Origin of the sequence: Klebsiella sp. EMBS2024, assembly GCF_036233805.1 — a bacterium.
GTDB classification, from domain to species: Bacteria; Pseudomonadota; Gammaproteobacteria; order Enterobacterales; family Enterobacteriaceae; genus Klebsiella; species Klebsiella pneumoniae.
Genome location: NZ_JAZARW010000001.1, coordinates 701,394 through 711,365 on the forward strand (window position 1 = coordinate 701,394; position 9,972 = coordinate 711,365).

At 62.0% G+C, this 9,972-nt stretch carries 9 protein-coding genes (1 of these 9 cut by a window edge); 5 read left to right on the forward strand and 4 right to left on the reverse strand.

Annotated features, from left to right (window positions below):
• The 3 genes from VZP09_RS03170 to VZP09_RS03180 all read right to left on the reverse strand — a co-directional run.
• Positions 1-246: the 5' portion of a type II toxin-antitoxin system RelE family toxin gene (locus VZP09_RS03170; protein WP_328794892.1), read on the reverse strand. The gene continues 57 nt to the left of window position 1, outside the view; the window shows 246 of its 303 coding nt (coding positions 1-246); the start codon lies at positions 244-246; its stop codon lies off the left edge, out of view.
• 183 nt (positions 247-429) lie between these two features.
• A complete protein-coding gene (locus tag VZP09_RS03175; protein WP_004885764.1) occupies positions 430-1,173 on the reverse strand; it encodes an SDR family NAD(P)-dependent oxidoreductase in 744 nt (247 codons plus the stop codon).
• 57 nt (positions 1,174-1,230) lie between these two features.
• On the reverse strand, positions 1,231-2,319 hold the full coding sequence (locus VZP09_RS03180) for an oxidoreductase (RefSeq protein ID WP_062914493.1): 1,089 nt from the start codon (positions 2,317-2,319) through the stop codon (positions 1,231-1,233).
• Between the two features lie 163 nt (positions 2,320-2,482).
• Between VZP09_RS03180 and VZP09_RS03185 the strand changes: the two genes are divergently transcribed.
• The 4 genes from VZP09_RS03185 to VZP09_RS03200 all read left to right on the forward strand — a co-directional run bounded on the left by VZP09_RS03185 (position 2,483) and on the right by VZP09_RS03200 (position 7,408).
• On the forward strand, positions 2,483-3,985 hold the full coding sequence (locus VZP09_RS03185) for a sugar ABC transporter ATP-binding protein (protein WP_328794893.1): 1,503 nt from the start codon (positions 2,483-2,485) through the stop codon (positions 3,983-3,985).
• Positions 3,982-4,980 (forward strand): ABC transporter permease, encoded by a 999-nt coding sequence (locus VZP09_RS03190; RefSeq protein ID WP_328794894.1) that lies wholly within the window; start codon positions 3,982-3,984, stop codon positions 4,978-4,980. Before VZP09_RS03185 ends, VZP09_RS03190 begins: the two co-directional genes overlap by 4 nt.
• A gap of 20 nt (positions 4,981-5,000) precedes the next feature.
• Positions 5,001-6,065: a sugar ABC transporter substrate-binding protein gene (locus VZP09_RS03195; RefSeq protein WP_008805596.1), complete on the forward strand. Its 1,065-nt coding sequence runs from the start codon at positions 5,001-5,003 to the stop codon at positions 6,063-6,065.
• 101 nt (positions 6,066-6,166) lie between these two features.
• Positions 6,167-7,408 carry an LVIVD repeat-containing protein gene (locus tag VZP09_RS03200; protein WP_328794895.1) on the forward strand — a complete coding sequence of 414 codons (1,242 nt, stop codon included), beginning with the start codon at positions 6,167-6,169 and terminating at the stop codon, positions 7,406-7,408.
• Positions 7,409-7,621: 213 nt separating this feature from the next.
• Here the strand turns inward: VZP09_RS03200 and mtnK are convergent, their stop codons facing one another.
• Positions 7,622-8,821 carry an S-methyl-5-thioribose kinase gene (gene mtnK, locus VZP09_RS03205; protein ID WP_032447410.1) on the reverse strand — a complete coding sequence of 400 codons (1,200 nt, stop codon included), beginning with the start codon at positions 8,819-8,821 and terminating at the stop codon, positions 7,622-7,624.
• Between the two features lie 101 nt (positions 8,822-8,922).
• On the opposite strand from mtnK, the gene mtnA reads away from it, so the two are divergent.
• Entirely contained in the window at positions 8,923-9,951 is a 1,029-nt protein-coding gene (gene mtnA, locus VZP09_RS03210; RefSeq protein ID WP_004183373.1) for an S-methyl-5-thioribose-1-phosphate isomerase, read from the forward strand.
• Positions 9,952-9,972 lie beyond the last annotated feature (21 nt).

The following is a 9,972-nucleotide window of genomic DNA, read 5'->3' on the forward strand; positions in this document are numbered from 1 at the left end:
GNNNGTTCGGCGTTTAACCGCCACGACGTAGCAGGTATCGCCCGGCGGATCCCCAAAGGTGTAGATGACTCTGTAATCACCTAATCGCAGCCGGTAGTGGTTTTCGGGAGAGGACAATTTTTTGATATCCGAGATAGGTGAAGCTTTATCATCCATCTTCTCCAGCCTGGATTTAATGCGGCTCTTATACCGAGTATCGATTTTAGAAAATTGCTTATCTGCCGTTTTTGACCAGACAATTTTCATCCGTACCTCCACTGTACGCCCACACAAAATATAAGGAAATAATAAGACTATTAGATAAATTCCGAATTTCTTATGGGGTACTGTAGAGCGGAGAAAAAACGCAGGTAAGAGGCAAAACGCAACCCGTCGAGGCGGCGCGGAAAGGCCTCTGCCGGGCGACAGAGGCTTGCAGAAAATGTGCGATCAGGCGTTCAATCCGCCATCCACGTCCAGCCCCGTACCGGAGATCTGCCCGGCGGCCGGGCTGGCGAGGAAGGTGACCGCCGCGGCGATGTCTTCCGGCTGGCCGTAGTGGCCTAACGCAATAAGTTGACGCTGAGCATCGGCCTGCTCGCCGTCTTCCGGGTTCATATCGCTGTTGGTCGGGCCGGGATGGACGAGGTTAACGGTGATACCGCGGGGGCCTAAATCGCGCGCCAGGCCGCGGGTCAGGGAGTTGAGAGCGGACTTGGTCATTGAGTAAACCGCGATGCCCGGCTGCGCCACGCGGTTAGCCAGACAGCTGCCGATGTTGATGATGCGGCCGCCGTCGGACATATGCACCAGCGCCTCCTGGATAGCGATAACCACCCCACGAATATTGACGTTAATAAGCGCGTCAATGTCCGCCAGCGTCATGGACTCCAGCGGGCCGCCGCGCGCGATCCCGGCGTTGTTGACCAGAATATCCAGCCCGCCGAGGGACCGCGCCGCATGGGTCACAGCATCCTGTATCGCCTGCGCGCTGGCGCTGTCGGCCTGCACCGCTTCACCGTGCCTACCCAGCGCCTTTATTTCCTCGGCGACCGCCTGGGCTTTATCGGCCGATTTTTCATACGTTATAACCACATCGGCGCCGGCGCGCGCCAGTGACAGCGCGATAGCGCGCCCCAATCCACGGCTGGCGCCGGTAACCAGCGCCTTCTTACCTGTTAAATCGATCTGCATGATGACCTCGTTGCGAGAGTGGTGAGCATCATCATTAGGTATAGACGGTCGGGGTGATTAACGGCTGAAGTATTCCACCTTCTCAAACGCCGCGCGCAGAACCCCAGGGGTTAAGGTCACCGGTAAATAATGAATCGACTCGCCCGGGCGCAGGGTATGGGCAATGACCCGGTCAAGCTCTGCGCGGTTATTGATATCAACCTCCAGCGCCGCCAGCGTCGCCGGCAGGTTAAAGCGCTGCCAGGCCTGCACCAGCTGCGCCAATACCTCATCCTGACCGAGCAGGGCGCTTTGCACCAGAATGCCGTAGGCCACCTTGGTGCCATGGAGGAATTTATCCGTCTGCGGCAGCACCGTCAGCCCGTTGTGCACCGCATGGGCGGCGGCGACCCGGGTGTAGCGTTCCCCCAGCCCGCCAACCATCCCGCCGCCGGCGATAACTGCATCCACCACATCGCGAAACGCCTGGGTCAGCTCGCCGCGGCGCTGGTCCGCCAGCGCCGTTTCGCTGCTGTCCAGCAGCACGTCGCGGATCGCCAGCGCGCCGTTAATCCCCAGCCGCACGGTGAGCGGCAGAGCCTCCGGCTGCGGCGCCAGCACCACGGCCTCATACCATTTGGCTAAGGTGTCGCCAATGCCCGCCAGCAGGTACTCCGCCGGGGCGTTGAGAATGATGCGCGGCTCGACCAGCACCAGGAAATTCGCGTCATCGAACATCTCAAAATTCAGCGCCTGTCCGGCGTCGCTGTACCACACCGACAGCGGCGTCCACGCCGCGCAGGTGGCGGCGATGGTCGGGATGGCCACCAGCGGAACCCCCAGGCGGCGGGCCAGCACTTTCGCGCTGTCGAGCAGCGCGCCGCCGCCGACGCCAATCACTACCGCCCGATCGTCACCTGAGGCCTGCACCAGACCCGCCACGTCGCGTTCGCTGCAGTGGCCGGTAAAGCGGATCTTTTTCGCTTCCGGCAGGTGGAAGGCCGCCGGCAGAAAAGGCTCGGCGCCGGCCAGGGCGCGCTCGCCATAGACCCACACCGCCCGCGACAACTGGTCGGCGTTAAAAAAATCGCTTAGCCGCTCAAGGCTGCCAGGATGGGAGTAATAGTTGGCCGGGCCGGGCACGACGCGGATATCGCTGTTGCTCATGGGTGCTGTCCTTATTGGTGTTGGGCTAACCTGATGTTATGTCTGGACATCCAGATGGCTAATATTATTTCGTTGTATCTTATGCTTTTTACGCAGTTGTCAGCCAGCGGCGGCTATGAAAAATTCGTTAAATCAGAAGATTAATTGCCGCACGGGAGCAGTGATGAGCGCGAATCGCCTTGAGATGCATAACATTAGCCTGGCCTTCTCCGGCTTTCAGGCGCTGAACAAGGTGGACTTTACCCTCCATGGCGGGTCGGTGCATGCCCTGACCGGGGCCAACGGCGCGGGTAAGTCGACGCTGATGGCCGTGCTGTGCGGCACCCACGCCCACTATGAGGGCGAAGTGACGATCAACAACCAGCCGGTCATCATTCGTTCGCCGCGGGATGCTAAACAGCTGGGGATCCACCTGGTGCAGCAGGAGGTGGACGTGGCGCTGGTGCCGGGCCTGAGCATTGCGGAAAACATTATGCTGGACAGGCTGGCGGAGCCGGGCATGACCTTCCGCTGGTCGCGGGTTCGGCAGCTGGCGCGCGAGGCGCTGGCGCAGCTGGATGTGGCGCTGGACGTCCGGCGCTCCATTGACAGCTGCACGCTCGCCGAAAAACAGCAAATCCTGCTGGCCCGCGCCCTGTCGCACCATTGCCGCTTTTTGATCCTCGATGAACCCACCGCGCCGTTGGATCAGCATGAAAGTGAGCGTCTGTTTGCGGTAGTACGCCGTCTGCAGCATCAGGGGATCGGGGTGGTGTTTATTTCGCATCGTATCCATGAGCTGAAGGCGATCTGCGACACCCTGACGGTGCTGCGCGACGGGCGGCTGATTGAGAGCGGCCCGATGGGGCCGCTGAGCGGCGAACAGATCGTCGAAAAGATGCTGGGCCANGAGCTGAGCGATATCTTCCCGCCGCCGCGCCCGCCGCACGGCGAAGAGGTGCTGCTGCAGGTTGACGGTCTGCATGATGAGGCGTTGCTGCAGGATATTTCGCTGCGCCTGCGGAAGGGGGAAATTCTGGGTATCGCCGGGCTGGCCGGCGCGGGCAAAACCGAGCTGTGCAAAGCGCTGTTCGGCGCCAGCAAAAGCCGGGTGCAGAGGGGCGAGCTGAACGGCCAGCCGTGGCGACCGCGCGATCCGGCCGACTCGGTGGGGCGCGGCCTGGCGCTGGTCCCGGAGGAGCGACGCAAAGAGGGCATTTTCATTGAAGAGCCGATCGCGATGAACCTGGCGGTCAGCGCCGATAACAGCTTTTCGCGCTGGAGCCTGTTTGGCCATCGGCAGGCCTGGCGCTGGGCGGAGGAGGTGATTGCCCGCCTCGGCGTGCGCGCTACCGGTCCCGGTCAGACGCTGCGCCGTCTTTCTGGCGGCAACCAGCAGAAGGTGGCCATTGGCAAATGGCTGCGCGGTGATGCCAACGTTTTGATTTTTGACGAACCGACCAAAGGGGTCGATGTGAAAGCGAAAACCGATCTGTTCATGCTGATCGATGGTCTGGCGCGGGAAGGCAAAGGGGTGATTTATGCCTCGGGTGAATTCGCCGAGCTGGTCGGTTTATGCGACCGCATCTGCGTACTGTGGGACGGACGGATCGTAGCGGAGATCCCCGGCGCGGAAGCCCGGGAAGAGACACTGCTTTATTATTCAACCGGAGGAGCGGCAGCGTGAGCAAGGCCCTGGCAGTAAACGCGACGGTATCGGGCCGTCAGCGATTTTTTGATTTTCTCTATAAGTGGGGCATGTTGCTGACCGTGGTGCTGCTGGTGGCGGTCTTTGGCCTCGCCTCGGACAACTTCCTTGACCCGTTCAACATNATCAACATTCTGCGCTCGATTGCCATCGTGACGGTGATTGCCATTGGGGTGTCGATTTCCCTCACCATCGGCGGCTTCGATCTGTCCGTCGGATCGACGGCATCGCTGGCTAACGCGCTGGTGATTTCCCTGTTTGTCTGGCATGGCCTGGGGACCACCGAAGCGATTCTGATAACCCTCGCGCTCTGCACCCTGGTGGGGCTGTTTAACGCCTTTCTGATCGTGGTGCTGCGCATTCCTGACATGCTCGCCACCCTGGCCAGCCTGTTTGTGATTCAGGGCGTGGCAATGACATACAGCTACGGTGGGTCGATTACCGAAAACATGGTGCTGCCGAGCGGCGAGATGGCGGAGGGTACTATCCCGGCGGCCTTTGGCGCGCTGGGGCAGGTGCCGACCATCGTCATTATCATGCTGGTGGTGACGCTGGTCGCCCAGCTGGCGCTGTCGTTCACTACCCACGGACGGCGGATGTACGCCATCGGCGGCAACCCGGAGGCCGCGCGGCTCTCCGGCCTGCGGATCACGCGTTACAAAGTCGCAGCATACGTGATTGCCTCGCTGCTGGCCGGGCTGGGCGGCATTCTGCTGGCCTCGCGTATCGGATCCTCGCAGGTCAACGCCGGCGGCGGCTATCTGATGGACGCGGTGGCGGCGGCCTGGATCGGCTTTTCGCTGGCGGGCTCCGGTAAACCGAACGCCCTGGGGACGCTGGTGGGGGCGGTGATCCTCGGCGTGCTCTCCAACGGGCTGGTGATGCTCTCGGTGCCGTATTACGCGATGGACATTATTAAAGGGTTGGTGCTGGCTGGCGCGCTGGCACTGACCTATTTTCAGCGCCGTACTTAACATTTTACAGGGTAAACCGCATGAAAAAGATCGCACTCTCTCTGATGACGCTGGGTCTGCTGCAGTCGACGGCGGCGCTGGCCACTGCCCCGACGCCGGTGCCGGCGGCGATTGCCGAGCACAGCGGCCCGATCCGTATTGCGGTGATCCGCAACCTGGGGTCTGACGATAACACCACCCAGTTTGTCTCCGGGGCGCTGCAGGAAGGCAAAAAGCTCGGTTTCAAAATCAGCACCTTCCTGAGCAACGGCGATGACGCCAAATTCCAGGACTTCGTCAACCAGGCCATCAGCCAGAAATACGATGGCATTATTCTCTCCCAGGGGCGTGACCCGTATTCCACCGCCCTTGTGAAGAAGGCGGTGGACGCCGGGATCAAAGTGGCGGTGTTCGATACCGCGGTGAGCGGTGAGATCCCCGGGGTGACGGTCAGTCAGCAGGATGACGCGTCGCTGACCGAGCTCTCTTTTGGCCAGCTGGTGAAAGACTTCAACGGCAAGGCCAACATCGTCAAGCTGTGGGTGGCGGGCTTCCCGCCGATGGAGCGCCGTCAGGCGGCTTACCAGACGCTGCTGAAGCAAAATCCGGGGATTAAAGAGCTGGAGTCGATCGGCGCCGTGTCATCCGATGTGCAGGGCGACACCGCCAACAAGGTGGGGGCGATCCTCGCCAAGTATCCGAAAGGGAAAATTGACGCGATCTGGGGCACCTGGGATGCCTTTAGCCAGGGGGCTTATAAGGCGCTGAAAGAGAACGGCCGCACCGAGATCAAACTCTACAGCATTGATATTTCCAACCAGGATCTGCAGCTGATGCGCGAGGCCGGCAGCCCGTGGAAGGTGAGCGTGGCGGTGGATCCGAAGCTTATCGGCGCGACCAACGTGCGGCTGATCGCCAACAAGATCGCCGGCGAGCCGACGCCAGCCACCTACGACTTCAAGGCGGCAGCGATTCCCCAGGCGCTGCTGGCGGCCCAGCCGGGAGCGGTAAACGTGGCGTCGCTGGGGAAAATTATCCCTGGCTGGGGCCAGACCGAAGACTTTATCGCGCCGTGGTTCGCGACGCTGGAAGCGAAGAACAAATAAAATCAAGCCGGGTGGCGGTGGGTGGCGGCCTGGTGCCCTCACCCCGGCCCTCTCCGCAGGGAGAGGGGGAAAACCATGCCACCGGGCGAGAGGGATCCCCTATGTCAGCATTACCTTCCCCCGAATACAGCCGCAATATGCGGCTGATTGGCCATAGCGATCAGGGCGGTCGTCCGGACGGCGTGCAGCTGATGGTGCACCGCGGATTCGCCTATATCGGCCATATGGTGTCGCAGGGTTTTTCCGTGGTCGATGTTCGCGATCCGACCCGGCCCACCACCGTCAACTATATTGCCGCGCCGCCGGGCACCTGGAACGTGCACCTCCAGGCGCATGACGATCTGCTGCTGGTGATCAACGCCCGGGATCTGTTTGCCGACGCCCGTTTTGCTGATGAGAAGGTGTACTACACCCGCTCGGTGGGTGACACGGTCAGCGATGTGCAGGACAGGGGCTGGAGCGCCGGGCTGCGCATCTTTGATATTTCCACTCCCGCGCAGCCGCGGGAAATCAGTTTCCTGTCGCTTAACGGCATCGGTATTCACCGCATCTGGTACGTCGGCGGGCGCTGGGCGTATGTGTCCGCGCTGATCGACGGTTTTACCGACTACATCTTCCTGACCATCGATCTGGCCGATCCGCGTAAGCCCGAAGTAGCCGGGCGCTGGTGGCTGCCGGGGATGCACCAGGCGGGCGGTGAAACACCGGACTGGCCGCAGGGCAAACGCTATGCGCTGCATCACGCCATTATTGCCGGGGATACCGCCTACGGCAGCTGGCGCGACGGCGGCCTGACGCTGCTGGATGTCAAAGACCGTACCCAGCCGAGGCTGATTAGTCATCGCAACTGGAGCCCGCCGTTCGGCGGCGGAACGCATACCGCGCTGCCGCTGCCGGATCGCGATCTGCTGGTGGTGCTGGATGAAGCGGTGCTCGACAACCAGGAGGACNGCGAGAAGCTGATCTGGCTGTTTGATATCCGCGAGCCAACCAACCCGGTGAGCATCGCCACCTTCCCGCCGCCGGATGAAGCGGATTACGTGGCGAAAGGGGCGCATTTCGGTCCGCACAACCTGCATGAGAACCGGCCGGGGAGCTTTGTCAGCTCAACGCTGATTTTTGCCACGTATCAGAATGCCGGCGTGCGGGCTTACGATATTTCCAACCCGTATCGCCCGCTGGAGACCGGGGCGCTGGTGCCGGCTGCGCCTGAGAGAATGATGGATACCCGTCCCGGCCGCCCGCGGGTGATCCAGTCCTGTGACGTGTTTGTCGATGCGCAAGGCATTATCTACAGCACCGATTACAACGGCGGGCTATCGGTGATTGAGTATCTGGGGTGAGGGTAAGGTAAACGCAAAATTGTACTCGCATGTCTGCCGGGTGGCGGCTTTCGCCTTACCCGGCCTACGAAAGACTGCAATATCAAACCGTTATGCGGCTATTTGTAGGCCCGGCAAGCGCAGCGCCGCCGGGCAATCCCCGAAAATAGCACTTTTTTAGGGGGTGCTCCCTCTCCCTGTGGGAGAGGGTTGGGGTGAGGGAAACAGGCGCATTCAGCTGTACTGGCGTACCCGCGCCAGCAGCTCGTCGACGCTGTCGATACGCTCGGCCAGCACGATCAGCGCTCTGCCCAGGGTAATGGCGTGGCGCAGGCACTCATGACGCATGGCGTCGTCCTGGATAGTGTCGATATCCGCGACGTGCGACAGTCCGACGCTGCGGCGGATCAGTTCGCTGCCGCAGAAGCCGACCGCGTCCGCCCACACCTTTTTCAGAAAGGCGGAGGCGTAGCCGGGGTAAGCCAGCGCCGCGTCGCGGGTTTTCTCCGCCGCCAGCGCCTGGAAGCGCTCGGCAAAGGTGGTCCACAGCTGGTGGATGTCGTTCAGCCGCTGCTCGCGCGCGGCGGCGGCATCGCGAATGCCGAGCTGGCCCGGCAGGCCGCAGTAGTTCAGCAGCAGGTTGCCGATGGCGGTGCCGATATCGAAGCCAATGGGGCCGAAGTAGCCGAACTCGGCGTCGATGGCCTTCAGGCTACCTTCGGCAACGAAGATCGACCCGCTGTGGATATCGCCGTGCAGCAGCGCTTCCGCATGGGCAAAGAAACGGTGCTTCAGCGCCGCCACCGCCAGCTTAAGCTGGGCGTCGTCGCGCAGGGCGGCGACATCGGCCTCCAGCTCCGCCGGGTAGTTATTGCGCTCGTGGATCTGATACGGGTCGTTAAAGAACAGATCCTCGGTGATCTCGCACATCGCCGGGTTAATAAACTGCGCCACCTGCGCCTTTTTCTCGTGGGGATGGAGGTAGAAATCGCTGGTGTGAAACAGCACCTGCGCCAGATAGTCGCCAAGCTGGCGGGCCGCCTGGGGATAGTAGACGTTAGCGATAAGCTCTCCGCGCCAGATGCGGTGGTCGGAAAGATCTTCCATCACCATCACCGCCAGCTCGGGATCAAAGTGATGGATTTTTACCGTGTGCTGCGGGCTGTGCTGATAGTGGGCGACCAGGGTCTGCGCTTCGAGACGGGCGCGGTCGAGGGTCAGCGGCCAGGTTTCGCCGACGCAGCGCACGTAGGGCAGGGCCTGTTTGACGATCGCCCGGCTGACGCCCTGACGATCGAACACTTTAAACACCAGATTGAGGTTGCCATCGCCCACTTCCTGCGCGCTGACCAGCTCAGATGGGTTGTCGATGCCGGCGAACTGTTGCGCGTAAGCCACGGCATCGTGGGCGGTGAAGGTATGGTATTGCGACATTGCCTCGATCCTCGAATTCTGATTAAGCCGTTCAGACGTCTATACTTCTGGATTCCATCCTGACACAATGTGATACAACAACGCAACAGGGATTTAACGACATGCAGACATTACAGACCACCAGCCTGCGGGTGAGTGAAAATCAGCTTTTTATTCTCGACCAGCAGGCCTTGCCGCAGGAAAAACGCTGGCTGGCGGCGGATAACGTTGCGCTGCTGGTGGACCATATTCATACCCTGCGGGTGCGCGGCGCGCCGCTGATTGGCCTGTCCGCCAGCCTGCTGCTGGCCCTGCTGGCCCAGCGCGGCCTGAACCGGGATGCACTCCAGCAGGCGCTGGAGACGCTGCGCGCGGCGCGGCCGACAGCGGTCAACCTGATGAATAATCTGGATCGCATGAAGCAGGCGCTGGCCCGGGAGGATTACCCGCAGGCGCTGGAAGCGGAAGCCTTGCGTCTGGTCGAAGAAGATAAACAGCTGTGCGACCGCATCGCTGAGGCGGGCAGTGCGCTGGTGAAGCCCGGCAGTCGACTGCTGACCCACTGCAACACCGGTGGCCTGGCGACCGCCGGGGTAGGGACCGCCCTGGGGGTTATCGCGCTGGCGCACCGGCAGGGAAAAGTGACCAACGTATGGGTTGATGAAACCCGGCCGCTGCTGCAGGGCGGTCGTTTAACCGCCTGGGAGCTGGGCGAGCTGGGCGTGCCCTATCAGCTGATCGCCGATTCAATGGCCGCCAGCCTGATGGCGCAGGGGCAGGTGGATGCGGTGTGGGTCGGCGCCGACCGTATCGCCGCCAACGGCGACGTGGCGAATAAAATCGGCACCTATTCTCTGGCGGTTTTGGCCCATTATCACCAGATCCCGTTTTACGTCGCTGCCCCGCAGACCACCCTCGACCGCCATTGCCCGAACGGGGCGGCGATCCCCATTGAGCAGCGCGCGGCGGCGGAAGTGACCGGAGTGGCGGGCAGCTTCGGCGCGGTACAGTGGGCGCCGACGGGGGCCGCCGTTTACAATCCGGCGTTCGACGTCACGCCTGCTGGGCTGATAAGCGGCTGGGTGCTGGACAGCGGGGTGGTCACCCCGGCGCAGGTCGCCGCCGGGGCGTTTGCGCCGGACAACGGATAACGGACGTCGTGCCGGGCCTGG

Coding starts and splice junctions, on each gene's coding strand:
- VZP09_RS03175 (WP_004885764.1), bottom strand. CDS start 1,173: ATGCAGATCGATTTAACAGGTAAGAAGGCGCTGGTTACCGGCGCCAGC.
- VZP09_RS03180 (WP_062914493.1), bottom strand. CDS start 2,319: ATGAGCAACAGCGATATCCGCGTCGTGCCCGGCCCGGCCAACTATTAC.
- VZP09_RS03195 (WP_008805596.1), top strand. CDS start 5,001: ATGAAAAAGATCGCACTCTCTCTGATGACGCTGGGTCTGCTGCAGTCG.
- mtnK (WP_032447410.1), bottom strand. CDS start 8,821: ATGTCGCAATACCATACCTTCACCGCCCACGATGCCGTGGCTTACGCG.
- mtnA (WP_004183373.1), top strand. CDS start 8,923: ATGCAGACATTACAGACCACCAGCCTGCGGGTGAGTGAAAATCAGCTT.